A 25,046-nucleotide genomic window follows, 5' to 3' on the forward strand; every position below is an offset into this window, starting at 1 on the left:
CCGAGGCCATTAAGGCGACAGGCGGCTCCACAACAGCGGCGCCGGCAAGAGCAAGACCGTACTCAACGCCAGAGCGGCGCCCAGCGGCGCTGGAGCGCGCAGATTGCGCGCAACAAAGACTATGTAAAGCAATGCGGCCAGGGCCGCCAGTTGTACAGCTATAAGGCTCCAGGGGAAACCCAGCGCGAGGCCGGCGGCGCCAGCCAGCGGCGCATCGCCCAATCCCAGACCGCGCCAGCGACTCAGCATTGATAGTAGCGCAAAGACAGCCATAAATCCCGCCCCGATGCTGGCCTGCTCTATGAAGAGCCGCCAGTTCTGCTGGCTGCGTTCGAGGACAAGCGCTGCAGCAAAGAGCAGAGCAAACATAGTGTTCTCATGGTCCAGTCGCAGCCAGGTCCAATCGGTGCTCGCCGCAACAAGCAGATGTCCTGACAGACAGAGTGCGAAGAAAATTTCCATCATCCCGGCGCCGCCGAATTGCAAGACCAGCGCCAGGATTCCGCCACAGCATTCGCCGAAGAGGGTCCGCCAACCGATCGCGCTACCACAGTGACTGCATCGGCCGCGCGTCGTGAGGTATCCCAGGATGGGGATCAGTTCCAGAGCGTTCAAGCGCTGGCCACACTCGAAGCAGTGCGATGGCTTCAGGAGAATGTTCCGCCATCGGTGCGGCGCCTTGCGCAACGGACCGTAACAATAGCGCAGGATCCTGGAACTCAACGCGGTGTAAAAGCTGCCAAGCAATAGGCCCAGGCTGAAGCTCAGCGCCCATTGGATGCCGATCCAGTTCGTCGCGGCCCAGCGCGCCGCCGAGTCCAGACCATTCATCCAAGCAGGGCCAGCAGGGCATCCATGCCTCGCTTCAGGGTCGACTCCTCGGCGGCATAGGAAATACGGACGCGGTCTTGCGCTCTGGAAAAAATACGGCCGGGCACCAGCAGCAATTGTTGCTCGCGAATCGCACGCTCCACAAACTCTCGATCTGTTCCCGGGATCTGCGGGTAAATATAGAAAGCGCCCTGCGGAGATTCAAAATTCAGCCGACCCTGCAGTCGACTGACGCAGTAGTCGCGATTCCTTTTGTACTGGGCGACATAGCCGCTCATATCCAGATCCAGCGCAACGATTCCTGCATGCTGAATGGGGGCGGGCGCGCATACTACCGTGTATTGCTGCAAAGTGGTCATTGCTTTGATCAACTCGGCGGGGCCGGCAGCCGCGGCCAGACGCAATCCAGTCATACTGTAGGTCTTGGAAAAGCCCATCAGCGTTACGGCCCGATCATAGATCGCGGCGGCGCTGTGAAAGCGGCCCTCATAGTCGAAGCATTCATAGATTTCATCGCTTACCAGCAAGGCTCCCGAGCGATCAGCAAGCTCGCCAAGCTGCCGAATTTGATCCTCGCTCATGATTCGTCCGGATGGGTTCGAGGGACTGCAGAATATGATCAACTTCAAGCCTCGCGGATTCACTGCCGCCAGGTCCTCGGGGCTAAAGTTCTCAGGAATGTATTCAACGCTGGCGTTCATGAATTGCAGAAGGCTGCGGTAAATCAGGAAGGCCGGGTCAGTCAGCAGGATGCGATCGCCGGGGTCCACCAATGCCTGAAAGAGGAGGCTGATCAGGGATGATACTCCTGAGCTTACCAGAATGTGATCCGGATCGACCTGGAAGCCGTTGACCTCGGCAAACTTCCGGGCAATGCGTTCGCGCAGCGGACGAATCCCCTGCGTTTCTGTGTAGGCCGTGCGACCGTCGCGCAGCGCTTGTGCGGCGGCTTCGCGCACTTCGAGAGGCGCAGGATAGTGCGGCTGACCGATCGAGAGATTGATGGGATCCTTCAATGCGCCGGCCAGCTGGAACACGCGGCGGATTTCGGAGCTATCGATGCGCGACATACGCTCTGAGAGCGGTAGTGCAGGAGCGCTTTGCATTGTTTGCCTCTTTCTGCAGCGATGCGCTGCTGCAACGCAGCAGCAACTGAAAAACCGAAGCGCGGCCAATCGGTAGACAAATCTGTCTAAAGGTATTGACGCAGCGCCCGGCGTCTTGAGCCTGCGACCATGCCCTCCGTAGAAATTGCCGGCATTCAGGTTCCTCGTTTCCATGAAAATCCCGGTTGGATTCCGGAATCGAAGCTGGTTTTGACAGAGACCACTCGTCGCAATCTGCAGAAGATACTTTTTCCATTGATCCAGAACGAGCATCTGCTGCTTGTCGGCGATGCCGGCGTTGGCAAGAACGCACTGGTTTACTACATCAATCAATTGCGGCGCCACCCTACGATTCGCTATAGCTTCAATGAAGACACGCTGCCCGAGGACCTGGTCGGCGCCTATCGCATCGATCCGCGCAGCCATCGCTTCGTCTGGTCCGATGGCCCCCTGGCTCACGCCATGCGCAGCGGCGCCGTCTTTGTGGCCGACGAAATGAACCTTTGTCCGCCCGAGGTGCTGAAGCGCTTCTATTCCGTGTTCAGCGAGCGAGAATTGCAGCTGCTGGAAGGCGACGCCAGCGTGGTTCGGGCCGCTCCCGGATTTAGCTTTGTCGCCACGCAAAACCCCGCCGAGGGATTTGAAGGTCGCAAGAATCTGCCGCGCGAGATTCAAAAGTGTTTTGCAACGGTCTATGTGGATGCTTATCCGGAGGAAGAACTGGTGCAGATTCTCTCCGGGCTTTTCCCCGGACTGGGCGCAGCGGAGACCTCCGCTATTGTGCGCGCCAACGCCGCAGTGGAGCGCGCAGTTCTCGATCGTAGCGCCGGCGCGCGGGATCTGGAGCGTTACCACTTCAATATTCGGAATTTGTCGCGCCTGGGCGCCCGTCTCAACTCGTCCGCAGCTCCGGAGCTGGAGTTGCATGACGTTTTTCTTGGGACCTTTCGCGGTCCAGAGGACCGTCAACAGGCGCGCCTGGCAGTAATGGCCGGACTGGGCGGCCTTTCCCATGATCAAGCAAAGTCCAGAGCAGAAACAGCGATCGATCTGAGCGCCCAGATGCGCTTGCTTTTGCCGCCGGCGGATCGCAAAGGCGACGAAATTGAAATTGCGATCATGGAGGAGCAACGAGCAATCCGCATTGGTCGCTCGACGTTATCGCGTTCGGACTTCAGCGCCGATGATATTGGCGCGCGAAGCTTTGCCGATGCCGTGGCCGCCGCCTTCCGCTGGCTGCCGCCGGCCGCTGCCGTGCGGCCTTCGCTGGAGGCCATTGCTCGAATGATTGAGCTCGGCGAGAATGCACTTCTCGAATGCGAATCGGATGTTGAGCCGGAGGACTATGTTCATTTTTTCACGGAGTTGCTGGATCGACCGTTAGCAGTCATTACGCTCTCTCGTGGCATGCACACCGCCGATATCCTTGGCGGACTCAAGCCGGCGCCGGAAGCGGTACGTGAGGAAGAGGCTGTGCGCTGGGTGGACGGTCCGCTCACCGCCGCTATCCGTCGCGGTGATTTTATCCTGCTGAAGGGCCTGGAGGCGGCCGGACCAGAACTGGTCGAGAAACTGAACATGTTGCTGGATGATGCGCGCGCCCTGGCCCTGCCGCCAGAGAGCGGCGCGAGCGAGCCGCTACGACTCGATTCCAGGGCCCGTGTCTTCGGTCTGAAGTTCTTCCGCAACCAGCGCAGCACTCCCTCCATTTCGCGGGCCTTTCGCAATCGATTTACGGCAATTGCGCTGCCGCCGGTGGTCGATGCCGCATCCTTGCGCTGGATAGCGGCGGCGCGACTTGGCGTTGAAGAGCAGGGGCCAGCTTCCTCCTTGCTCCAGGCGATGGCCAGCTTCCATTTGGCGCTTCGCGAGCGGGCGCAACAGCGCGAAATCGGGGCGGGCAATCTACAACCGTATCAATTTGGACTTACCAACCTCCGGCGCTGGTGCGACTACCTTTCCAATTGCGTCGATCAGATCACGGATGCTCGTACGCTGCAGGAGAATGCAATGCGCGGCGCCGGCATTGCTTATATCAATGAACTGTCGGACACTGTTGAACGGGAACGCGTAGCGCGGCTGCTGGAATCGCTCCTATCGGGAGCGTCGCTGGAAGAAGCGCTGCAGGCCTTTCAAAGCGGCCTAAAAAAAAAACTGATTCAACAAAGCGACCTCAGTCGTAAGGTCTGGTGGAACCAGGAGGAGCACTTTCGTCCGCCAAATACAGGAACATTCAAAGCCAAAGTGCAGGGCGATGCCCTCAAGCAGGGCATCAATATCAATACGCCCGAAACGGGCGGACAGACCAAGGAAGGCGCCGATGCCTGGTATGGCTCGGACACCCAGGGGAACAAGGGGCAGGGAGAGCCCGGCCAGGGCGGCGGCGCCTGGGGCTATCGCACCGAAGAACTGTACAAGGAATTCCTGAAGAAACGCCGTGCGCTCTGGGACTACAATATCGGCGTCACGCTCGACGAATTCCGAGAAATTTTTGGACCTGAGATCTCCCGTGTGACGCTCGATTTTGACCGCTTGCTGGATCCGCAGGTGGAGATCACGCGGCGCTATATGGCGCAAGGATCGCGGGTCGATGCCAGGCGCTATCTTGCCTATATTCATGGCCGCGGCGATGGGCGAGTCTTTGATCGTTCTGCGGTCTCTGTGGAAGATGACAAGCTACGCGGGGTTGAGATACTTTTTGCGGTCAACAAAGGTCGACGTATTTTCAATTTCGAGTATTCTATTGCGACATTGGTCGCGATCATGAGCTGCGCCACAATTTTGAGCAATCATGAGCTTCCCTTTGGCGTCTGCGGCTATTCCGATCTCAGTAACATGAAGCAGTCCATTGATGTGATGTGGTACAACGGATTGAACGATGCCTTTAGCGGCGGAAAAGAAGAGGATTTGTTTTACGGTCTTGCTCGCGGCTGGCATGGCGACACGGTTTCCGAGTTTCAAATTGGCGAGGATCTGGCGCGAAACTTTAGCGCCGGCGCACGGACCCGTATTCTCGCTATCATATCCGATTTTCGGGGCGCCCGGGGCAAAGTCACGATGGAAAAGGACCTGTCCAGTCCGGATACGGCGCGATTGAAGGAAATGGTCGATCAACTTGGCCGCCGCGGAATTATCACGCTGGGCGTCGGCCTTGGCGCGCGCGCTATAGGCCACTCGATTTTCCCCGAGTATGTGCATGTTGGCGGCGAGACCTATGCTAAACTGCCGGCGCTGCTGGCCGGCCGCGTAACGGAGTTGATCCATCGCCATCATAACGCCGCGGTGCTTTGAACAATGGCATCCAAAAAAACCGTGCGAAAAACGGCGGCGCGTCCCGCAGGCAAGACGCAAGCGCTGTCCGGCGCTCCAGGGCCCTTCGCTCGCAGCGCTGACGAATTTCCAGGTCGGCCCTTTGTTCACCCGATGGCTGTAGTGGAAGGAATGACGACTCTGGGCGAAGGCTGCTCAGTGTGGGGCGGAGCGGTGTTGCGCGCCGACATGAATGAAATCCAACTTGGCAGATTTGTAAACATCCAGGATAACACGACGCTGCATACCGATTCGCGCAGCCGCATTGATATCGGCGACTATTCGCTGATCGGTCACAATGTGATGCTGCATGGCTGTCGACTGGGTCGGGCTGTAATGATTGGAATTGGCAGCGTTGTACTCGACGGCGCCGAAATTGGCGATGGCGCCATGGTTACTGCTGGTTGTATGATTCGCGGCGGTCGAAAGATACCGCCTCGCGCACTGGTGATTCAGCGCGGCAACGAACTGAAAATCGTCGAGCATGCCGCGAAGACAGCGCTGATTGTTGCTGGCAGCCTGGAGTACGTTGAGCTGGCTCGCCGGAGGCTTGCTGGAAGCTATGGACCGTTTTCACGACAGCAGGAATTGGACTTTCTGGCCAAAGCCCGCGACTTGATCGAGCAAATGGGGATCTAGCGCGAGACTTCAGCCTCCGTATTTCAGTCGGAATTCCTCGGGACTGAGAACTTTGAAGAAGTTATCCAGTTTGGCCAGTTTGAATACGCTTAGAATCATCGGCTTCAGTCCGAACAAAATCATTTCGCCGCCGCCGCTCTTAACCAGATTTAAGGCCTTGATCATCGCCCCAATTCCGGAACTGTCAATAAAGTTGACGTCGGTCATATCCAGACACACGCGCTTGGGCTTTCCGGCCGCCAGCTGGTTGAAAGTCTTCTCAAAGTAGTCGCTTTGCTCAATGTCAAATTTGCCGGCAAGTTTCAGAAGCAGCATTTCATCTGTTTGGCTGACGCGCTGGATATCCACGCGGCATTTGTGAGCTACTTGCAACCCCTGGTCAAGGAGGATTAGCGTCGCTCAGTCTATTCTGGCCCATAAGGAAAGATTGGTCCGGAATTCCTTTTCCGAAAGCCAGACGCGCTGGGGTCCGGCAACAGCGACCAGTACGGCCTCCGAGCCGAGGCCGCCGGTGGAGCTGAGCTCTCCGGTGCTAAAGTAGCGTCTGGCTTCCATAACAAATTCCAAACGATAACTTTCATCAATCTTGTAGCCAATGGCGCCGCGCAGGATTCCGCCGTCGCCGGCGCCATTTTTGATATGAAAGGTTATAGCCCGTTGCAAATGGAAATCGCGCCCCCGGTTGAATCCATTGTTGATCAGCAAGGCCGTTTCAAAACGCCACGGACCGCTGCTAAAGCGATAGCCCGGGCCAAGGGGATACTCCCAGATCACATTGGTCAGCGTATTGCCGGAGCCAATCGGACTGTAAAAGATAACATTTCCGGCGCCAATGAACTGCCAGGCGTCATAGATGTACTGCTTGTTGTAGCGATACTGAAGCTGCGCCTCTGCAAACAGTCCCTCGCGCGACTGATCGTCGAAGGGAAACCAGCGTACTCGAAGGCCAGCTCCGTATTCAGTCATCGATGAGCGACCGTGTGCATCCGCAAAATTTCGACCGGCGCTGATTACGTAGGCTGAATCGCGATAGCTCCAGTTCGAAGAATCAAAGCCGTTGCGACGAATGGTGCTCTCCGGTTGTAGTGTAAAGTCCTCGTTTCGCGCCCTGCCAGGATGCTGTCGCCAGCCCGTGCCCTGTAGCTGAGCGCCCAGCTCCCAGGCGCCGACACCCCAGCGCAGGCCAAGCCCTGGTTGCACCAGATTGCGCGGATAAGTGAGTCGCGAACCGCCCCGAAAGCCGGAGAAATCGGGGCTGCGGCTGCCCGTCTCAAAGATTAGATCGCCGCTGGTTGTCTGTGCCATTACGCCGACTTCCATCTGCGCGAGCAGCGGGGCGCCAGGAGCGGCAAGGAACGCCAGAAACAGGGCGCGCTGTAGTGCAACACAGTTCAGGAAAATAGGTCGCAGCCGGGCCGCCAAAGTCGATGCTGACCGGAGCGGTCTCTTTTGACCCGATAGATACATGAATCGACTGATCGTCTTTTTGAAGTCCAATACGTTCACGTTGCTTCTGGCCCTTGCGCTCTTCGGTTGGGTCGCCTGGGAGCGCGCTCCGAACTGGATTCAACAGTGGCAATTGCGTGGCAAACCCGTTCCGGTAATCGCTGCGCTTTCCGTGCCGCCAGATGGCGGGCGATCCGCGTCGGTTGATCCGGTGCGACGGGGACAGAAGACCTTGCTGGTCTTCTGGGCGACGTGGTGCGGCTTTTGTCGCAGCGATATTCCCGATTTGAATCAACTGCACAGCGAACTGGAAGGCCGCGGACTGCACATTGCTGCGATCAGTGAAGAGCACCCGCTGGCGTTGCGCAACTTTCGTGATCAGACGCCAATGAACTACGATATCTATTCGGACCGAGACGGACAGCTCCATCGCGCCTATTCGATTCAGGCCTACCCGACCCTGGTCTATCTGGATGCGGAAGGGAGAATCGAGTCAATGTCAACGGGAATGAACCTTGCTCTCAAGGCGAGAGTACGCCGCTGGGCGACCGGATCGCTGCTCGCTGCGCTGGGCCTTGCTCTATGAGCGCTCCTGAGTATCTGCGCGGCAAAAAAATTGCAGTACTCGATTTCGGCGGACAGTATGCACACCTCATCGCCTCGCGCATTCGGCGGCTGGGGGCTTATTCCGAAATTGTTTCGCCTTCCGAACTTACAGTCGAAGAAGCGCGCAGAGAATTCGCCGGCTTGATCTATTCCGGCGGTCCCGCGTCCGTCTACGATCGGGGAGCGCCGACTTCGAGTCCGACGCTGTTAGAGGCCGGATTGCCTGTGCTAGGCATCTGCTACGGTCATCAGCTGATCATGCAGCAGGCCGGCGGGAAAGTCCGAGCCGCCGCCAGTCGAGAGTATGGGCCGGCGCACTTAGAGGTTCTTCGCGCCGAGGGTCTGCTGGAGGGCGAATCTGAGACCGCCCGCGCTACAGTCTGGATGAGTCACGGCGATGAGGTCGATCAACTCCCAGAGGGATTCATAACCATATGTAGTACGGAAGATTGTCAGCACGCGGCAGTCGCCGATTTCCAGCGTCGAATTTATGGCATTCAGTTCCATCCTGAAGTTCGTCACTCCGAGCGCGGCGACTTCTATTTGCGCAATTTTCTAGGGATTTGCGGCGTCGCCGATACCTGGAGCCTGCAGGGCTTTCTGGAACTGGAAACCGAGCGTATTCGCCAGCAGGTGGGGGCCCGAAAGGTCTTTCTCCTGATCAGCGGCGGCGTTGACTCGACGGTCGCCTTTGCACTGCTGGCGCGCGTTCTGCCCCACGATCACTTGCTGGGGCTCTTTGTGGATACTGGGTTCATGCGCGATCGCGAAGGCGCGGAGGTTGAAGCAGCGCTGCGCGCTTTGGGCGTGGATTTGCACACCGCTCATGCCGAGTCTCTCTTTTTTGAGCGACTCCAGGGAGTATTTGAACCCGAGGCCAAGCGCAAGATCATCGGCGAACTCTTCCTGGAAGTACAGGCTAGCGAGACAACCAGACTCGGGCTAAATGCGGCGGATTGGTTCCTGGGACAGGGTACGATTTATCCTGATACCATAGAGTCCGGCGCCACCAGGCACAGTCACAAGATCAAGACGCACCACAATCGCGTCCCCGCGATCGAGGCGCTGATCGCCGCCGGCCGAGTTGTTGAGCCGCTGCGCGACCTGTACAAGGACGAGGTCAGGGAGCTGGGTCGTCTGCTTGGACTGCCCGACGCCATCGTCGACCGACATCCTTTTCCGGGGCCAGGCCTTGCGGTACGTTGCCTTTGTATGGAAAAGGCGCCGGTTGAGGATCCGGCTGCGCTGGAAGTGCGCAAGGCCCTGCTTCCTGACAGTTCCGACCCGCTGGCCGCCGAGTTGCGGAATGGTCAGCTGCAGGGAGCCCTGCTTCCATTCCATTCGGTCGGCGTCCAGGGCGACCAGCGTAGCTACGCACGCTGTGTCGCCTTGTGGCCGCAGGGCGGCCTGTCTGCGATGCAAGAGCTGCACTGGCCCGTTCTGCTTTCTCTGGCTCGAAAAATTCCCAATCGATTTTCCGCGCTGAACCGGGTATTGCTAGCGGTAGCGGCGCGTCCGGAGGTCGATATCGCAGCCCTGCGCCCGCGGCCGCACTATGACCTGAACGAGAAGCGAGTGGCTCTCTTGCAGAAAGCCGATCGCATCGTTCACAATTTTCAAATAGGACATGGCCTCTATTCGCGCATCTGGCAATTCCCGGTTGTGCTTGCCCCTGGCGGCAGCGCCAGCGGCGGCGAGTCTCTCATATTGCGACCAATCGTTTCTACTGACGCAATGACGGCTGCAGTATTTGAGATGGATATTTTGCCGCTCCGGGAACTCAGTCAAACTTTGATCGCACTGGATGGCATCGATGCTGTGTTTTATGATTTGACCTCCAAACCTCCAGGGACCATTGAGTGGGAGTAATTGGCGAGCTGAACGAATTTTTCTGTAAGAGGAACAAATGAGCGAACGTCTCTTTCGAATTCTTGGCATCCAGCAAATCGCAATTGGCGGCGAAAGCAAGCAAGACCTGCGGAAACTATGGGTTGAGATCTTTGGTCTTAAAGTAGAACATAGTTTTCAAAGCGAGAAGGAAAACGTCGACGAGGATATTCTGCGCATAGGCGCCGGCGCGCACGCCGTTGAAATTGATCTGATGCAGCCCATCGATCCGCAGAAGAGCCCGAAAGTGCATGTGCCGCCGCTCAATCACATTGGCCTCTGGGTGGATAATCTTGCGGCCTGTGTCGAATTCCTTGCGGCAAAAGGCGTTCGCTTCACTCCCGGCGGGATTCGTAAGGGCGCTTCAGGCTTTGATGTTACTTTTATTCATCCCAAGGGCAATGAGCAGTCGCCCATAGGCGGGCAAGGAGTACTGATCGAGCTCGTGCAGGCGCCCGCCGATGTGGTCAAGGCGTTCAACGGTGGGCAATCGTAGTCGGCAGCGTGGATCCCAGGCTGATGATGCTCCAGTCCGAAACAGCGCCGCTTGGCGAAACGGCGATGGAACCGGACAGCGGCGGGTTATTGCCGGAGGCTACAAATTTCAGACCATCATAGACCAGACCGTTCCAGTTGGTGGTTACACATCCCGTCATGGCGGTCGCAGCGCCGCTGAATTGAATCGCAATTGGATTTGTACTGCGATCGACCAGACAGGCGGCGCCCACAGCGACCAGGGCGGATGGGAAGAAAAAGTTGTTCACAGCCAGGCCGGCCGGGGGCGCGGCGCCAGAGTTGCCAAAGACATCAGCGGCGGGGGCGCTCCACGTTACGCCGCCATCGGCGCTGCGGCGCACCTCGGGAAGGGTATCCGGCGCTATGCCGCCAGCATAGATGCCGACGCCCGAAATATTAAAGGACGTCAATTGCCCCGCACCTGCGCCAAAAGGTTGAGCGAGTGGCGTGAAGCTCACGCCGTCTGCAGAGCTGAGCACACTAATTGTGCCGCCGGTTGGACCGGTAAGGAATGTGCCGGCGGCGAAGGCCGCTCTGGAAAGGGCGCCTACGGCAAGAGAAGAGCTGCCTTGCGTCCACGATGCGCCATAGTCGCTTGAATAGTAAATCGCTGTCGTGCCGCCGCCATCGGCGCCTACGGCTACCACGCGACCAGAGCCATTGGAAGCCAGACCATTGATATTCCCGCCAGAGCAGCTGCCAAGCGCCGGGCCGACCAGGGTCCACGTTGACTCGCCCAGGCTTGAAGCAAAGATTCCACACTGGCCGGTAGCCAATGCAGCGCCGGCAACAATCCAGCCTGCACCAGTAAAGACAGCTGCATTAAGTTGATTGGCCGCAGGGTTGACAATGTAGAGCGACCAGTTGTAGCCATCCCGTGAAACGAACACTTTGCCGTCCATGGTTGGTGCGACCATGTCCACGGAATAGGGCCGCAACAAAAGGCCCGCCCAGCTCAGAAGCTCGTCTCCCGAGGTATCCAGCTGCGAACGCTGCAGATCCAGGCAGTGCGCAGGCGCCAACGCGACCAACATGGAAAGGCAAACAATTCGAAGCTTCATATTGTTCAGTATACGCCTGTCAATAGCGCCACAGGTAACCTGCTTCTCCATAGCCCTCCAGATTGTACCGGCGGACGTGAAGCTGCGGCGCGGCCCCAGGGGCGGGCCGCCAGCCTGCAACTAGCTGCCACTGGCTGTCCCGCCGAGCCTGCGCCGTCTGATTCCATTCATAGTCGTATGCAGCGTGCAGAATCTGGAAGAGATAAAAAAAACCAAAGAGAGTCAGAGTATTTTGATAGCGATCGACCCTGTCTTGATAACCGCCCAGGGCCAGATTGTTTGCATAGATTGATAGAAAAATGCGTTCAATGGGAAGCGGCGCCTCCGGCGACGCGGCCAGTGCGTAGTTTGTCAACACATCCTGTTCATTGCGCGCCTGTGCGGCTCGTGCACTCTGGCGGCGTGCAATCAGAAAACCGCCCAGCACCGCCGCGCCGCCAGCGTAAACTGCCGCGGTGGTATCCTCGCCCATGGCGTAATGGCCCCAGCCGGGAATCAGCGCCGATCGCCCTAAAATACCCCACAGTCCCGGACGACCTGATTCAACATCTGGTTGCTGTGACTGGTTGGCGGCATTGGCGGCGGCAGCAGCGGCCGCGGCTGCCTCAGCGCGGCGACGCGCTTCTTCCTGCTTCCTCTGTTCATCCGCCTGCCGCCGCTGCTCGTCGCGCTGGAGGTCCAGACTGTCGTAACCAAGTCGATTGATTGCGCTCTTCTGGAGGGTGCGCCTGGCGCCGTTTTCCAGGCGTACGGTAATGGTAGTTTGAGTCTGGCCGACGATGCGACAGATGAGCGTTTCGCCGCTGCGCAAGACAACCGTGTCCGCCAGCAAGGGCCCGGTCAGAAAAGTCATACCGACCAGCAGGATAGCAAATGGTACCCGGAGCGGGACTCGAACCCGCACGGCCTTGCGGCCCCAGGATTTTAAGTCCTGTATGTCTACCATTTCATCACCCGGGCAATTAGACGATCGGGAAGGCAAGATGGAATTGAGAACCGGTTGGAGGCGTCGACCGGATTCGAACCGGTGATGGGGCTTTTGCAGAGCCCTGCCTTACCACTTGGCTACGACGCCGTTTCCGGTCGGTCAGTTTCGTGCGCCAGAGTCCGGGGTCAAGCGGGAAGCTTCAGAGGTCTTGATCATCGGCCGCTTCTCGGGTCCCCGCCCTGGCTGAGTCGATTTGCGCAAGCAGCGCAGCGGAACCATCAACGGGGAGCTGACAGCGAAAATCCTGGCAAAAAAAATAGCGACGACCAGCGCTTCCCGCCAGCCGATCCGCAAGCAGCGCAGGTCGCGTGGGCTCATGATCGCTGGCGACGGCTACAATGGAGTCCGGCCCAAGCCGCCGGCGCAGATTGCCTAAGAGCGCTCCGGTCTCCGCATCCTCGCGCCAATCGGTCGCCGTACACAATGCAATCTCCTGTAGCGGCCGCTGCTGAAGGTAGAGCGTATGCAATGCATAACAATGTGCCGCGGGCGACGCAGCTATGGATTCGCTCAATCGTTTTAGCGCCTCAGTCGCGCGCTCCTGCCATTGCATTCCGAAACCGTAGCGCGCCAGATTGCTGAACAACTCCACGCAGGCGGCATTGCCCGATGGTTCTACGCCATCGTAGCTTTCCTGAATCCGCGCGATCAGATCGCTTGCGCCGGCCTCGCTCTCAAAATAGAGGCCATCGCCGCTCTCGAAGCGATCGCAAATGAGTTCGGCTATTCGCCTGGCCTCCAGCAAGTATTCGCTCCGAAATTCTGTTCGGTAGAGATCAATCAAGGCGTTGGCAAAAAGCGAGAGGTCGGAAAGCTGTGCAGCAAAGCGAGCCTCTCCCTGGCAGCTGCGACGCAGATAGGCGCCATCGGCTTTACGCAGCGATTGGATGAGCCAATCGGCAGCCACGCAGGCGCGCCGGGCCAGTTCGCCATCGTCGAATACCTGCGCCGCTCGCGCCAGGGCGCTGATCATCAGCGCATTCCAGTTCAGCAGTATCTTCTCATCGCGCAAGGGCCGGGGGCGTCTGTTGCGCGTAGCCAGCAATGCCTGGCGTGCACGTCTCCGCAGTTCCTTGAATTCCGCAATAGTGCAGTTGTTTTGCAGGCTGAATGCCTCATCATCATGCGGTGCGTGCAATATGGACTGACCTTCGAAGTTGCCGCCCGCCTCAAGACCCCAGTACAGCTGCATGCGGTCCTGTTCTTGTTTGCTCAAGCCGCCCGCGGCCAGGGCGTCGCGAAATTCGGCCAGCGACCAGACATAGAACTTCCCTTCCTCGCCCTCCGAATCGGCATCTTCCGCCGAATAAAACGCGCCTTCCGGGGCTGTTAAATCGCGGCGCAGGTATTCGAAAATATCCAGCGCCCACTGACGATAGGTTTCGCGGCCTGTCTGGCGGTAACATTCGCAAAGTGCGCGTGCAAAGAGAGCATTATCATAGAGCATCTTCTCAAAATGCGGAACCAGCCACTGGTGATCGGTAGAATAGCGCGATATTCCGCCGCCGACCTGGTCATAGATGCCGCCGCACTTCATTGCGCTCAAGGTCTTCTCAACCATTTGCAGCGCCTCTGGCGATTGCCCTTGCTCATTCAAGTCGAGCAGTAAGAGCAAGGCCATGGACGGCGGAAACTTATTCGGGCCGTTGCTGAGAAATCCGCCATGCACTCCGTCGAAAGTAGAAGCCAGAGCGCGACCGGCCTGCGCCAGGAGCAGTTCTGGCCGAGCTGCATCGGCGGCCGGTTGGCGACTTTGGGGCTGCGTCAGAAATTCGTGCAATAGCTGTGCAGAGTCCAGCGCCCGCTTTCGATCTTCGCGCCAGACGGACGCTACCTGTGTCAAAACTTGCTGAAAGGAGGGACGCCCAAAGGAAGGCCGCGGCGGAAAGTAAGTGCCGCCAGTGATCGGTCGACGATCCGGAGTCAGAAACATGTTCAACGGCCACCCACCGTGCTGTCCGGTGGCGTGCAGGGCGCGCATGTAGATCTGATCTACGTCGGGGCGCTCCTCGCGATCCAGCTTGATGGCGATGAACTCGCGATTCAACAGTTCGGCGGTGAGCGCATCCTCAAAGGATTCTCGCTCCATTACATGGCACCAGTGACAGGTGGCGTAGCCGATGCTGAGCAGCACGGGCTTGTCCTCGGCTGCGGCGCGCTGAAATGCTTCATCGCCCCAGGCGTACCAATCTACCGGGTTGTAGGCGTGTTGCAAAAGATAGGGGCTTTGCTCATGAATCAATCGGTTCGCTTTTTGCTCAGGTGAAATCATCGGCAGGCGCTCTTAACCAGAAAAACAAAAAGGGGACGCCACGGCGTCCCCTCTGACCGATCGCTGCGGCCGCAGTCGTCAGCGGCTGGCGGTTTGCGCCTGCCCAACCGGGCTTTGCTGCAGTGAGTGTGCGGCAGCCGGAAGACGCGGGTTGCGACGCAAGGGAACGTCCAGCACCTGGAAGCCCAGCAAAATGCAGAACAGCAAAATTGGATAAGCGATGCCAAAGCCCCAGACCAGTTTGCTTTCGTATTTCATGTGCATGAAGTAGAGCAAGACCAGCGTGGCTTTGACTGTGGCAATTGCCATAGCTATGCTGATATTCAGGGCAAAGCCGCCGCCGATATCTGCGCCCCAATTCTTGTAAGAGGCGGCCACTGTTGCCACCGTCAAAAATAGAAGCAAGGCGCCGACGATGAAGTAGGATCCAGTGGGCGAAATATGGCCGCGACTTTCCTGGTCTGGGATATGCATTTCAACTCTCCGTTTGCTTTCAGGAAATCAGATAGAACAGTGGGAATAGATAGATCCAGATCAAGTCCACAAGGTGCCAGTAGAGGGCGCCATTTTCCACCGGCGTGTAGTACCAATGCGAATACCGTCCGCCGCCCATCTTCAGCATGATGATAAAAAGTACCGTCATGCCAATGATGACGTGCAGTCCATGAACGCCCGTCATCATGAAGTAGAAAGTAAAGAACAGATTCACGCCCTTCTTGAAATCGGCCGCTTCCTCCGGCCCCATGTTACGCCGTGCGATATAGTCATCTACGCTTACGATTTCGTGGACGGCATCGTCCTTGAGCATCGTGGCATTGCCAGGAAAGATGTGGTGGTGAAACTTTTCTGAATATTCAAAATACTTAACCACCAAAAAGGTTCCAGCCAGCGCGATTGTAATGCCCATGCAAATCATCGAAAGCTTGCGGCGGCCGCGCTGAATTGCGTCCAGGCCCAGTGCAACAGACAGCGAACTGACAATCAGCACTACCGTATTGAGGCCGCCCATCACCTTGTCGAGGGTGTGGTGCGCAGCCTTAAAGGGTTCCAGAAATTTGCCGTGAAAGATAAAGAACAAGGCAAAGAGCACTCCAAACAGCAGAAGCTCTGTGGCCAGAAAGAGCCACATGCCAAGCTTGGCGCCTTCGTAGCCGCCTAGCTCTTCATGCACCGGGTGCTTGTCGCGATATAGAGCGTGAGTACTTGCTGACATGCGCTTCTCTCTTCTTCCTTATCCTGCTTTGCGCTGGCTGTGCCCGCCAGCATGCCCGTCGTCCATCGTGCCGTAATCATAGATCGATTCCGGGAAGGTAGGCGTATGGGCAAAGTTAGTGGTCGGCGGCGGCGCCGTAGTCTGCCATTCCAGAGACAACGATTGGTAGGGGTTCTGCTCCGCCTTTTCGCCGCGGAAGGCGGCGTAGAGCAGATGGCCCAATATGAAAATGTAGGATCCTCCGTTCAGCCAGGAGCCAACTGTTGATATTGCGTGCCAGGTCTGGAACTGCGGCAGATAGTCAAAGTAACGCCTGGGCATTCCTTCCATGCCAAGGAAGAACTGCGGGAAGAAGGTGAGGTTGAAGCCGATGAACAACATCAGCCAGCCCCAGAAGGCCATCTTCTCATTGTAGCGTCGGCCAGTAAACATCGGAAACCAGTAATGCAAGCCGGCAAAGAGCGCCACCACTGTGCCGCCCTGCATCGTGTAGTGGAAGTGTGCGACCACGAAGTAGGTATCGTGCAGCTGCACGTCCGTTACCAGCACAGCCAGGTGGATGCCGGTCAGACCGGCGATGGAGAACATGAAAACAAAACCCAGGGCGTAAAGCATGGGCGCTTCAAAATGGATGGAGCCCTTCCAGAGCGTCATGATCCAGTTGAAGATCTTAATTGCCGTTGGCACGGCTACAAAGAAGGTCAAAAAGGAAAAAACCCAGCGCGACCAATCGCTCATGCCGCTGACAAACATATGGTGGCCCCAGACGATGAAGCTTACCAGCGCAATGGCTAGCGAGGAGTAGGCCACCGCCTTGTAGCCAAAGATCGGCCGGCGCGAAAAGACCGGCAATATTTCGCCAATGATGCCGAAGCCTGGCAGGATCATGATGTATACGACCGGGTGCGAGTAAAACCAGAAGAACGACTCAAACAGAATCGGATCGCCGCCCTTGGCTGGATTGAAGATGCCAATATCCAGCACACGCTCCATGATCAACATTACCAGGGTCATCCCGACCACTGGGGTGGCCAGCACCTGAAGTATTGAGGTGGCATACATGGCCCAGATGAAAAGCGGCAGCTTGTTCCAGGTCAGACCCGGGCAGCGCATGCGGTGGATCGTGACGATAAAATTGAAGCCAGTCATGATCGACGCAAAGCCCATCACAAAAGCGCCCAGCGTAAGCCAGATGACCAGCGAACCGGACTTCAAGCTGTACGGCGCGTAGAAGGTCCAGCCAGTGTCCGCCGGGCTGAGCAAAGAGATCAGAGCGATCATTGCGCCGACCAGATAGACATAGTAGCTCATCAAGTTCAGACGCGGGAAGGCGACATCTTTGGCGCCAATCATCATTGGCAGCAAAATGTTTCCAAGCGTCGCCGGGATGCCGGGCACGATGAACAAGAAGACCATCGCTGCGCCGTGAAAGGTCATCAGGATGTTGTAAACCTGTTGATCAACGATCGTTGGTCCTGGGGCAATCAGCTCCAGTCGTACCAGGAGCGCCGCAGCGCCGGCCAGAATGAAGAAGGTCAGGATCGTGTAGAGGTACATGATCCCAATCTTTTTGTGGTCCGTGGTAGACAGCCAGCCCCAGACGGAGCGGCCCTCCTGAAGGTAAGATACCGAGGCGTCAGCGTGTGACATGGTTCGTTTCCTCTCCTGCGCCGAATACGGCCGCGCTCAGCGCTGGGCCTTCAAGAACTCAATCATCGATAGTATTTCGGAATCGCTCATATTTTGTGGAGGCATAGCATTGGGATAGCCACGCGCAATCTGGTCGCCCGGATTAAGCAGGGAATTGCGAACGTAGTTTTCGTCTGCATCTACCGTTGTTCCGCCTTCCAGATCGCGACGGCTTCCGTAGAGTCCTTTAAAGGAGGGCCCTACGATGCGGCTGCCGTCCAGCGAGTGACAACTGTGGCAGACGTTGCGATAGATCTCCGCCCCGCGATCGGCGGTGATATTGGAAGCCTCCGCCTCCAATTTGGCCATCTCCGCGCTGAACTGGGCATGGTTGAGTACGATTGCGGTGCCGGTCATGTAGCTGTGGTCACGGCCGCAGTATTCCGTACAAAAGATCGGATACTCGGCGCGGCCTGCCTGCTGGTATGCAGCATTGAGCACCGGCGTGACGCTTACATAGGTAAACATGCCCGGCACGACGTCCTCTTTGGAACGAAAAGCGGGAATAAAAAAGGAGTGCAGCACATCGGAGGAGGTCATGACGAACTTCACAGGGACGCCTTCCTCCAGGAAAACGTCGCGCGTAGTCTTCAGTTGAACCGGGCGCTCGCGATTTTGCGCCAGGTCTCTGGGATAGTTGTACTCCCAGCCCCACTGCCAGGCGCGGACGGTGATTTCACGGGCATTCTCCGGAATACGACGGTAATCCAGATAAGCGAAAAGGCCCCAGAAGAAGAGGGCAAAAAAGACAATGGTCGGAACTACCGTCCAGGTGATTTCCAGAATCGTGCTGTGGGCGATCTTCGAGGTTTGATCATCAGGGCCTCGCCGCCGGTAGCGTACGATGAAGTATACCAGTACGCCGTTGACCAGCAGAAAGGCAAGGATGACCACGAGGTTGATTGCGATCATGACAATGTCATGATCGGGTGCATGAGTTGACGCGCCTTCTGTATACATAAATGCGAATGCTGCCTTTTTGGCGGATAGATTTCACTTGCGCTGCATTGCTTCAAGCGCCTTTTGCGCGTCGTTCGCGACGCAGCAGGAAAAAAATCAAGGCCAGCACCAGCGCCAGGGTGGCCGCTCCGCCGATGCGGACGAAGGCCCAGGCAAAGGGGGTATACCGCCCCTCCACCGGATCGTAACGGAAGCAATAGAGCATGATCTGCTCCGTTGCACCGCCGATAGTACCGTTTGCCGCCTCTACCAGCGAAAGCCTGAATTCCCGCTCCGGGTACTCGATTCCGTAGAGGTAGCGCGTAATCTTGCCATCGGGGGCAAGGAGCACAATCGCGGCGGCATGGCTAAAGTCACTCTCGCCGTCGGCTTTGTAGCGATAGCCAATGCTGCCCATCAGCCGGCTGGCGGCAGCTGCGTCGCCGCTCAGAAATTGCCAGGCGCCCTCGGGAAGCGGCTGCGCCCCGAACAGGCTGCGGATGGACGTAGCGCGCTTCTTTGCCTCTGCATAACCCTCTCTGCTGTCAAAACTATAGGAGAGAACCTGAAAATCGCGGCCCGGCGCCAGACCGCTGGCGCGAACCTCGGCCACCGCCTTCTGAACCGCCTTGAAGACGTAGGTACACAATCGCGGGCAATGATAATAGGAAGGAATCAGTACCACCGGGCGCCCGCGCCGGAAGAAGTCGCCCAGCCGCCGCTCGGCGCCGGATTCGTCACGGACCATGACGTCGAGGGGAACCCGCTCGCCACGATGTTCGGTTACGCCGACCTCGGCCGGCGTGCGCGAGGATTCCGCCTGGAGGCCTGCGGTCATGGCGCAGGCGTAAAGCATTGCGAATGGAAGAATCTGGGCTGAGCGCAGCGACAACATAGGGACGGGATAGGAGCTCAGTCTCAGGGCGCGAGCGATTCCACCGGGTTCGGAAAAAATCCTGTTGTCAGAGCCAGGGCCAGCCGCCAGTAATCGCCTACTTCGCCTCTGGAGATTCCCTCATGCTTCGCCCTGAATTTCGCGGCGCCCTGCCGCTCCTTGCTGTAATTTGCTTCACTCTTGGACTTGCAAATTGTAAAAGCGCCGGCGGGGGAAGCGCTGCTGGCGGCGATTCGGGCAGCTCCCCGACAGACGGCGCGGCCAGCGATCGCAGCGCTACGCAGACGGGCAGCGCAAGCGGCGGCCAGACAGGTTGCATTCAGGGCGATTGCGAGAACGGCGAGGGAGTCTTTGTATACCCGACAGGCGATCGCTACAGCGGCGCTTTCCGCAATGGCAAGCGCGAGGGCCGCGGCGTATTTGAGTACGCCAATGGCGATCGCTATGCCGGCGCCTATAGCGGGGACGTACGAGACGGCGCAGGAGTTTATACGCACAAGAACGGCGATGTCTATGAAGGCAATTTCCACAATGGCATCCGCGAGGGCCAGGGCGCCTATCGCTTTGCCGACGGCGGCGTCTTTCGCGGGCAATTCCAGGCCGACGGCGATGCCGGCGCCGGCAATCTGGTACAGGGCCAGGCCAATTTCAATTGCGAGCTGCGCAGCCGCGGCGTATTTTGCAGTGGCGCCAACGAATCGCGAATGATTGGCGAACCGCAGAATTGAAGACGCTTGATGCTGAATCATGAGCACCGCGCCGCGCGAATTGCGCATCGCACTGCAGCACCTGCAGCTGGCAGCGCGCGACTGGGGCGATCCCGAAGCGCCGCCGATTCTGGCCTTTCACGGGTGGCTGGACAATGCGGCCAGCTTTGATCTTATCGCTCCGCTACTCGGCGATTTTCGTTTGATCGCCATTGACTTTCCCGGGCATGGCCGCTCCGAGCATGCAGCCAGAGGCGCCGCACATTCGTTCATTGAGTATCCTGGACTGGTTCTTGAGGCATTGGATGCCCTTGGCTTCAACTGCGTTAACCTCCTTGGACACAGCATGGGCGCAGGCGTGCTCAGTTTGCTGGCGGGCGCATTTCCAGAGCGCGTGCGACGCCTGGCCTTGATCGAAGGCCTTGGTCCGCTTTCCGATCTTCCCGAGACGGCGCCACAGCGCCTGCGCGAGGCCCTGCTGGCCCGCAATGAAAAGACAACCGGCCGACGCAACTCGCGCGGCGCAGTATACCGCGACCTCGAGCATGCAGTGCGCGCCCGTCGCCTGGCCGGTCGCCTCAGCGAAGAGGCCGCTCGCTTGCTGGTGGAACGCAATCTCAAGCCGGCTCCCGGCGGCTTTGTGTTTCGATCTGATGCCAGGCTCAAACAGCCTTCGCTATATCGGATGACTGAAGAGCAGGTGAGCGCCTTCCTCTCTGGCATTCGCTGTCCGGCGATATTGATCAGCGGCAGCGAGTCAGAGTTCAAGACGCTGTATCCGCAATTAATGGAGCGCGCCAGGTTGCTGCCACAACTGCGCACACTCGAACTTCCCGGCGGCCATCACGTGCACCTCGATGCCCCGGAACAATGCGCCCAGGCGCTGGCGGAGTTTTTTGGCGCTCCCGACTAGCCTCCTCGCAGAACTACCTGGGAATCCTGTGGCCTTCGCAGGTCTGCAATGCCCGAATCGCAAAGAGCTGCGACAGAACTCCTGGATTTTCGATTTTGCCTTGCCTTGCTTACAGGCGCCGTCATAGCCATGGCCAACAATGTCGTGGCTGATTGATCTATTTTCGGGCGAATCGATCGCTCATACTCTGCTGGTTCTGAGTTTAATCATTGCTGGCGGACTGGCGCTGGGCGCCTTGAAGTACCGTCAGATCGAACTGGGCGTTGCCGGCGTCCTGTTCATGGGCATTGCCTTCGGCCATTTTGGGGTGCGCGCCGATGAGCGCGTCATGGAGTTCCTGCGCGAATTTGGTCTTATTCTGTTTGTATATACAATTGGGATGCAGGTTGGTCCGGGCTTTTTTGACTCGCTGAAGCGTCAGGGCGCTCCGCTCAACGCACTGGCAACAGCCATCGTAGTCCTTGGCGCTGCACTGGCCTTTCTCTTCCATCGCTTTGGCGGCGTCGACATTGCTGCGGCCGTCGGTCTCTTTTCCGGCGCCACCACCAATACGCCCAGTCTTGGCGCGGCACAACAGGCGCTGCAAAGCGTGCCGGAACTTGCCGGGCTGAGCGGCCGACCTGGCATGGCCTACGCTGTCGCCTATCCCTTTGGCATTCTTGGCATCATCCTGGCATCGCTGGCGTTGCGCGCCCTGCTGCGCATTCGCGTTTCAGACGAGGAGGCCCGTCGTGAAGCCGAAGAGGCATTGTTGCATCCGGCCGTGGCCAGGCTGAATCTGCGCGTGACCAATAAGAATCTGGCCGGCATGCGCATCGACGATATTCCCGGCATCCGCGATTCCGGCGTCGTTATATCCCGGGTGCGCCTTGGCGATCACACTGAAGTGGCGCACGACGAAACCATTTTGCAGGTGGATCAGATCCTGTTGGCAGTGGGCAGCGCCGAAGAACTGGAGCGTCTGCGCATCGTTGTCGGCGAGCGCAGTGATGTCGATTTGCATAGCGGCGGCGGCGAGCTCAGCCTGCGGCGAATCGTGGTAACGCGCAGTGCAGTGCTTGGCCATTCTCTAGATGAATTGAAGCTGGAACAAAGATGCAACGTGCGCTTTACTCGGCTCAGCCGGGCGGAGGTCGATCTTCCTGATCCGCAGGCCTTTCGTCTGCATGCTGGCGATCGGCTTACCGTAGTTGGAGCGGCGCGCGATATTGATGTCGTCTCTCGCGAACTTGGAAACTCCTTCAAGGAGCTGGATCGGCCGCATCTGGTTCCGCTTTTCATTGGCGTTGCACTGGGCATAGTGCTGGGCAGCATTCCGCTGGCTATTCCTGGCATTCCGGCGGCAGTAAGACTGGGTCTGGCTGGCGGACCCTTGATCGTGGCGCTGCTGCTGAGCGCCGTGGGCCGAATTGGACCGCTCTTCTGGTACATTCCCTCAGGCGCCAATCAGCTGATGCGCGAGATCGGTATTGTGCTATTCCTCGCCTGCGTTGGACTGCACTCGGGAGAAAAGTTCATTGAAACCGTCAGCAGTCTGGAAGGGCTGCGCTGGCTGCTTTTTGGCGCCTGCATCACCTTTTTGCCGCTGGCAATTGTCGGGTTGGTCGGTCGATTGTATATGAAACTCAATTATCTGAGTATCCTTGGCTTGCTGGCTGGCAGCATGACCGATCCGCCAGCGCTGGCCTTTGCCAATTCACAGACGAAGACATCGGCGCCAGCCCTCGCTTACGCGGCAGTTTATCCCTTGACCATGCTGCTGCGCGTGGTTTGTGCGCAGCTATTGGTGTTGGTTTTAGCCTGAACCATTCAGGGCTGCAGCTCAAGCTGGTCCGCGCTCGCCCTTTCGATAGCTTCCGGTGTAAAGGGTAGCGAATGGTACTCAACTTTAAGCCAGGAACGAGCCTGATCGTCATAATGCGAATCAAAGGGATGACCGGATTGGCCGCCTGGCAGGACGGACATGGAGGCATCCCAGTCGCTCGGGTCGCTGATGATTCGGTAGGCGGGGCCGATGTTCATGGCGTAGTCATTGTCCCAGGTATAGGCCCCGCTGTTAACTGTGTTCCAGTTGCCGCCGGTAGGGTAAGGTCCGCGGTTGAAGATCGGCCGAAGCAAGGCGACCTTGCCAAGGGGATGCGAGAACGTGTAGGTATGTACTGCGCCCCAGGTCCAGTTGCTCTCGTCTTCGCCAAATTTCTGGCGCAGCTCCCGCGTCGCAGCCTGCAGCGCCTGCGCCAGAATTTGCGGGCGCTGCTTGTCCCACCAGGGATGCTCGGGTCGGTCTAACAATTCCCGCAGAAACAGGTAGGGGTAACCGGAGAGTTGCATATAGGCCTCTGTCTTTGGCGCGTCCAATTTTCGACCCAGCGTTAGCTTTAAAATGTGCATCATGCTGAGTTCGCTCAGCGAGGCGGCCACGCTGTCTGGCTGCATATCTCCATCCCATTGCTGCAATGCGGCTATTGCAGGCTGCAGCTGTGCATCGATCGGCGCCGCTTCGCGGACCAGGATTCTTGCAACGCGCAGATTGGTTTCGCAGCGCCAGTTAGCCTGCAGGCGCGCAAAATCGGATCGAGTAAGTTGGCGAGAATTGCGGAGCTGCCGGGTAATTTCTACAGCGCGGTCGGGAGGTTGAAAATAGTGCGAAAGAAAATGCGGATAGTTCGCGCCAGCCTGCCGATTGTTTGCGGAAGCGAAGAAATCCTGCCGCGGGTTGATAGCCGAGGGCAGCTGGTCGGCCGCCAGGACTCCTTTCCACTCGTAGCGACCGCTTGCGCCATCCACGGGCCTTAAGCTGAAGGCCTCGTTGTTGGCGCGAATGGGAGCGGCGCCAGTCACCTGAAAACCAATGTTTCCCGAACGATCTGCGTAAACAAAGTTCATTCCAGGCAACTGCCAGCGAGCAAGCGCGGCGCGAAACTCCTGCCAGTTTGCAGCGCGATCCAGCTGCAGAATCGATTGTGCCAGCGGCCTCCCTTGATCCAGACCAGTCCAGCGCAGTGCAAGAGTCTGACTGCTGCCCGGCATTGTGTCGCTGAGCAGCGGACCATGATGCGTAGTGCGCACCGTGAGTTCTACGGCTTCGCCGCCCTTGACGTGAATGATTTCCTTGCGCTTCTGCAAGGGTCTCCAGGCGCCCTGAAAGCGATACTGTTCGCCGGCTGCATCAAGGCTTTCCACAAATAAGTCCTGGACATCGAGACGGGCGTTGGTCACGGCCCAGGCAATCTGTTCGTTGTGGCCAATCTCAACGCCGGGCAGGCCAGGCAGCGATCCGCCGACGACATGATAGCTGCCTTCGTTGCTGTGCAATCCCACTTCGTACCACAGCGAAGGCATTGTCATAGTCTGGTGCGGATCGCCTGCCAGCAGCGGTTTGCCCGAGGCAGTGTGGCTGCCGCCTACAACCCACGCGTTGCTGCCCTGGTCCGGCCTTTCCCACCCGCTGAAGGAAGGCAGGAGCAAAGCACTTTGCAGCGCACTTTCGGAAGAAGAATGTAATGCGGCGTTGGCTTCCAGAATTACGTCCGGACCGGGATAGTCGGGAAGGATCGATCGCGTTTCCGGCCAGCTGAGCGATTCCATAAGTTGTGCAACAATCAGTTCATCGCGATAGTTTGCACTCAATCCCCAGGCCACAAGTTTTCCAAAGGCCAGCGAATCGACAGGCGTCCATTCTTCAGGCGTGATGCCCAGGATTTTGAATTCCAGCGGCAGGCGACCCTTTGCCTGGAGCAGGAAGGCATTCACGCCGGCCGCATAGGCCTCAAGGGCCGCCTGCGTCGTAGAATCGAGCGATTTCCAGTCCGCTTCGGCGCTTTGGGAAAGACCGAGCACGCGCATCAGAGTATCATTCTGAAGTGCGCGCTCTCCAACGATCTCACTCAATCGTCCCCGAGGTAAGCGCTCATTTTTCCGCGGTTTTCAGGAGAAAGTTTTCCACTTGCTCTGGCGTTACATGCATTGGCAGCAGCGCCCGGAGCCCGTCGCGATTTCTGCCGGCGGATGGAAAGTTCTCAAACAGGT

20 protein-coding genes, 2 tRNA genes and 1 pseudogene are annotated in these 25,046 nt (G+C 58.1%); 8 read left to right on the top strand and 15 right to left on the bottom strand.

From position 1 onward, the window contains the following. Positions 1-9: 9 nt before the first annotated feature. Entirely contained in the window at positions 10-831 is an 822-nt protein-coding gene (locus K1X75_09430) for a prepilin peptidase (GenBank protein ID MBX7058273.1), read from the bottom strand. Continuing rightward, positions 828-1,937 (bottom strand): aminotransferase class I/II-fold pyridoxal phosphate-dependent enzyme, encoded by a 1,110-nt coding sequence (locus tag K1X75_09435; protein ID MBX7058274.1) that lies wholly within the window; start codon positions 1,935-1,937, stop codon positions 828-830. Before K1X75_09435 ends, K1X75_09430 begins: the two co-directional genes overlap by 4 nt. Positions 1,938-2,066: 129 nt before the next feature. Here K1X75_09435 and K1X75_09440 point away from each other — a divergent pair, with 129 nt between their 5' ends. Both K1X75_09440 and K1X75_09445 read left to right on the top strand, forming a co-directional pair. Beyond that, entirely contained in the window at positions 2,067-5,228 is a 3,162-nt protein-coding gene (locus K1X75_09440; protein ID MBX7058275.1) for an AAA family ATPase, read from the top strand. A 3-nt stretch (positions 5,229-5,231) separates the two neighbouring features. Further along, complete coding sequence (locus tag K1X75_09445) at positions 5,232-5,885, top strand: gamma carbonic anhydrase family protein (GenBank protein ID MBX7058276.1); 654 nt, start codon at positions 5,232-5,234, stop codon at positions 5,883-5,885. 9 nt (positions 5,886-5,894) lie between these two features. Here the strand turns inward: K1X75_09445 and K1X75_09450 are convergent, their stop codons facing one another. Then, positions 5,895-6,200, bottom strand: a complete 306-nt coding sequence (locus tag K1X75_09450) for an STAS domain-containing protein (GenBank protein ID MBX7058277.1) — start codon at positions 6,198-6,200, stop codon at positions 5,895-5,897. 84 nt (positions 6,201-6,284) lie between these two features. After that, the gene (locus K1X75_09455) at positions 6,285-7,190 is read right to left on the bottom strand and encodes a putative porin (protein ID MBX7058278.1); all 906 of its coding nucleotides are present in this window, start codon (positions 7,188-7,190) and stop codon (positions 6,285-6,287) included. Positions 7,191-7,350: 160 nt separating this feature from the next. Between K1X75_09455 and K1X75_09460 the strand changes: the two genes are divergently transcribed. The 3 genes from K1X75_09460 to K1X75_09470 are packed head-to-tail and all read left to right on the top strand — an operon-like array spanning position 7,351 to position 10,320. Then, positions 7,351-7,917, top strand: coding sequence for a TlpA family protein disulfide reductase (locus tag K1X75_09460; protein ID MBX7058279.1), 567 nt, complete (start codon positions 7,351-7,353; stop codon positions 7,915-7,917). After that, complete coding sequence (gene guaA / locus K1X75_09465) at positions 7,914-9,806, top strand: glutamine-hydrolyzing GMP synthase (protein ID MBX7058280.1); 1,893 nt, start codon at positions 7,914-7,916, stop codon at positions 9,804-9,806. The genes K1X75_09460 and guaA overlap by 4 nt, the downstream gene beginning before the upstream one ends. Before the next feature lie 37 nt (positions 9,807-9,843). Then, positions 9,844-10,320: a VOC family protein gene (locus K1X75_09470; GenBank protein ID MBX7058281.1), complete on the top strand. Its 477-nt coding sequence runs from the start codon at positions 9,844-9,846 to the stop codon at positions 10,318-10,320. Here the strand turns inward: K1X75_09470 and K1X75_09475 are convergent. From K1X75_09475 to K1X75_09520, 10 genes are all read right to left on the bottom strand, one after another. Beyond that, positions 10,301-11,401: a hypothetical protein gene (locus K1X75_09475; protein ID MBX7058282.1), complete on the bottom strand. Its 1,101-nt coding sequence runs from the start codon at positions 11,399-11,401 to the stop codon at positions 10,301-10,303. The genes K1X75_09470 and K1X75_09475 overlap by 20 nt on opposite strands. Before the next feature lie 19 nt (positions 11,402-11,420). Further along, entirely contained in the window at positions 11,421-12,254 is an 834-nt protein-coding gene (locus K1X75_09480) for a hypothetical protein (GenBank protein MBX7058283.1), read from the bottom strand. A 21-nt stretch (positions 12,255-12,275) separates the two neighbouring features. Beyond that, positions 12,276-12,361 (bottom strand) — tRNA-Leu (locus tag K1X75_09485). A 41-nt stretch (positions 12,362-12,402) separates the two neighbouring features. Further along, positions 12,403-12,476, bottom strand: a tRNA-Cys gene (locus tag K1X75_09490). Positions 12,477-12,528: 52 nt separating this feature from the next. Beyond that, on the bottom strand, positions 12,529-14,661 hold the full coding sequence (locus K1X75_09495) for a thioredoxin domain-containing protein (GenBank protein ID MBX7058284.1): 2,133 nt from the start codon (positions 14,659-14,661) through the stop codon (positions 12,529-12,531). Positions 14,662-14,739: 78 nt separating this feature from the next. Beyond that, complete coding sequence (locus K1X75_09500; protein ID MBX7058285.1) at positions 14,740-15,135, bottom strand: cytochrome C oxidase subunit IV family protein; 396 nt, start codon at positions 15,133-15,135, stop codon at positions 14,740-14,742. A 19-nt stretch (positions 15,136-15,154) separates the two neighbouring features. Further along, positions 15,155-15,874, bottom strand: coding sequence for a cytochrome c oxidase subunit 3 family protein (locus K1X75_09505; protein MBX7058286.1), 720 nt, complete (start codon positions 15,872-15,874; stop codon positions 15,155-15,157). An 18-nt stretch (positions 15,875-15,892) separates the two neighbouring features. Continuing rightward, the gene (locus tag K1X75_09510; protein ID MBX7058287.1) at positions 15,893-17,524 is read right to left on the bottom strand and encodes a cbb3-type cytochrome c oxidase subunit I; all 1,632 of its coding nucleotides are present in this window, start codon (positions 17,522-17,524) and stop codon (positions 15,893-15,895) included. A gap of 36 nt (positions 17,525-17,560) precedes the next feature. Continuing rightward, positions 17,561-18,475, bottom strand: a complete 915-nt coding sequence (locus K1X75_09515) for a cytochrome c oxidase subunit II (protein MBX7058288.1) — start codon at positions 18,473-18,475, stop codon at positions 17,561-17,563. 100 nt (positions 18,476-18,575) lie between these two features. Beyond that, on the bottom strand, positions 18,576-19,340 hold the full coding sequence (locus K1X75_09520; protein MBX7058289.1) for an SCO family protein: 765 nt from the start codon (positions 19,338-19,340) through the stop codon (positions 18,576-18,578). 179 nt (positions 19,341-19,519) lie between these two features. On the opposite strand from K1X75_09520, the gene K1X75_09525 reads away from it, so the two are divergent. The 3 genes from K1X75_09525 to K1X75_09535 all read left to right on the top strand — a co-directional run bounded on the left by K1X75_09525 (position 19,520) and on the right by K1X75_09535 (position 22,821). Further along, entirely contained in the window at positions 19,520-20,125 is a 606-nt protein-coding gene (locus K1X75_09525) for a hypothetical protein (protein ID MBX7058290.1), read from the top strand. Positions 20,126-20,144: 19 nt separating this feature from the next. Continuing rightward, positions 20,145-21,017, top strand: a complete 873-nt coding sequence (locus K1X75_09530) for an alpha/beta hydrolase (GenBank protein MBX7058291.1) — start codon at positions 20,145-20,147, stop codon at positions 21,015-21,017. Between the two features lie 139 nt (positions 21,018-21,156). Next, positions 21,157-22,821: a putative transporter gene (locus tag K1X75_09535; protein ID MBX7058292.1), complete on the top strand. Its 1,665-nt coding sequence runs from the start codon at positions 21,157-21,159 to the stop codon at positions 22,819-22,821. 5 nt (positions 22,822-22,826) lie between these two features. Here K1X75_09535 and K1X75_09540 read toward each other — a convergent pair. After that, positions 22,827-24,926, bottom strand: a pseudogene (locus K1X75_09540) (penicillin acylase family protein). Between the last annotated feature and the right edge of the window lie 120 nt (positions 24,927-25,046).

Source organism: Leptospirales bacterium, assembly GCA_019694655.1.
Classification (GTDB): Bacteria; Spirochaetota; Leptospiria; order Leptospirales; family Leptonemataceae; genus SSF53.

Coding starts and splice junctions, on each gene's coding strand:
- K1X75_09430 (MBX7058273.1), bottom strand. CDS start 831: ATGAATGGTCTGGACTCGGCGGCGCGCTGGGCCGCGACGAACTGGATC.
- K1X75_09435 (MBX7058274.1), bottom strand. CDS start 1,937: ATGCAAAGCGCTCCTGCACTACCGCTCTCAGAGCGTATGTCGCGCATC.
- K1X75_09440 (MBX7058275.1), top strand. CDS start 2,067: ATGCCCTCCGTAGAAATTGCCGGCATTCAGGTTCCTCGTTTCCATGAA.
- K1X75_09445 (MBX7058276.1), top strand. CDS start 5,232: ATGGCATCCAAAAAAACCGTGCGAAAAACGGCGGCGCGTCCCGCAGGC.
- K1X75_09450 (MBX7058277.1), bottom strand. CDS start 6,200: ATGCTGCTTCTGAAACTTGCCGGCAAATTTGACATTGAGCAAAGCGAC.
- K1X75_09455 (MBX7058278.1), bottom strand. CDS start 7,190: ATGGCACAGACAACCAGCGGCGATCTAATCTTTGAGACGGGCAGCCGC.
- K1X75_09460 (MBX7058279.1), top strand. CDS start 7,351: ATGAATCGACTGATCGTCTTTTTGAAGTCCAATACGTTCACGTTGCTT.
- guaA (MBX7058280.1), top strand. CDS start 7,914: ATGAGCGCTCCTGAGTATCTGCGCGGCAAAAAAATTGCAGTACTCGAT.
- K1X75_09470 (MBX7058281.1), top strand. CDS start 9,844: ATGAGCGAACGTCTCTTTCGAATTCTTGGCATCCAGCAAATCGCAATT.
- K1X75_09475 (MBX7058282.1), bottom strand. CDS start 11,401: ATGAAGCTTCGAATTGTTTGCCTTTCCATGTTGGTCGCGTTGGCGCCT.
- K1X75_09480 (MBX7058283.1), bottom strand. CDS start 12,254: ATGACTTTTCTGACCGGGCCCTTGCTGGCGGACACGGTTGTCTTGCGC.
- K1X75_09495 (MBX7058284.1), bottom strand. CDS start 14,661: ATGATTTCACCTGAGCAAAAAGCGAACCGATTGATTCATGAGCAAAGC.
- K1X75_09500 (MBX7058285.1), bottom strand. CDS start 15,135: ATGCATATCCCAGACCAGGAAAGTCGCGGCCATATTTCGCCCACTGGA.
- K1X75_09505 (MBX7058286.1), bottom strand. CDS start 15,874: ATGTCAGCAAGTACTCACGCTCTATATCGCGACAAGCACCCGGTGCAT.
- K1X75_09510 (MBX7058287.1), bottom strand. CDS start 17,524: ATGTCACACGCTGACGCCTCGGTATCTTACCTTCAGGAGGGCCGCTCC.
- K1X75_09515 (MBX7058288.1), bottom strand. CDS start 18,475: ATGATCGCAATCAACCTCGTGGTCATCCTTGCCTTTCTGCTGGTCAAC.
- K1X75_09520 (MBX7058289.1), bottom strand. CDS start 19,340: ATGACCGCAGGCCTCCAGGCGGAATCCTCGCGCACGCCGGCCGAGGTC.
- K1X75_09525 (MBX7058290.1), top strand. CDS start 19,520: ATGCTTCGCCCTGAATTTCGCGGCGCCCTGCCGCTCCTTGCTGTAATT.
- K1X75_09530 (MBX7058291.1), top strand. CDS start 20,145: ATGAGCACCGCGCCGCGCGAATTGCGCATCGCACTGCAGCACCTGCAG.
- K1X75_09535 (MBX7058292.1), top strand. CDS start 21,157: ATGTCGTGGCTGATTGATCTATTTTCGGGCGAATCGATCGCTCATACT.